Raw genomic sequence first — 304 nt, forward strand, 5'->3', positions numbered from 1 at the left:
GGAAAGACGCTGCGGCAGAGCTTCGACGCTTTCGCCGATCGCAAAGCGGCGCATGTGCTCAGCGCCTTCGCCGTCGACCATCAGATCATTCTCGCGCATGATGTGATCGACGAGAAATCGAACGAGATCCCCGCCGCACAGGCGCTGATCGCCGCCATGGGGCTCCGTGATCGCGTCTTCACGCTCGACGCCATGCGCTGTCAAAAAAACCTTCGAGATCGCCAAATCGACCGGGAATGATCTGATCGTGCAAGTCAAAGGCAATCAGCCGGGCCTGCTACAACGCTGCGGGAACATCGTCGCG

1 pseudogene is annotated in these 304 nt (G+C 59.9%); it reads left to right on the forward strand.

The features are described from left to right. Positions 1-240 (forward strand): annotated as a pseudogene (locus tag Mspo_RS19690) (ISAs1 family transposase); the annotation flags it as partial. Positions 241-304: the final 64 nt, after the last annotated feature.

Origin of the sequence: Methylosinus sp. Ce-a6, from assembly GCF_009811655.1 — a bacterium.
Classification (GTDB): domain Bacteria; phylum Pseudomonadota; class Alphaproteobacteria; order Rhizobiales; family Beijerinckiaceae; genus Methylosinus.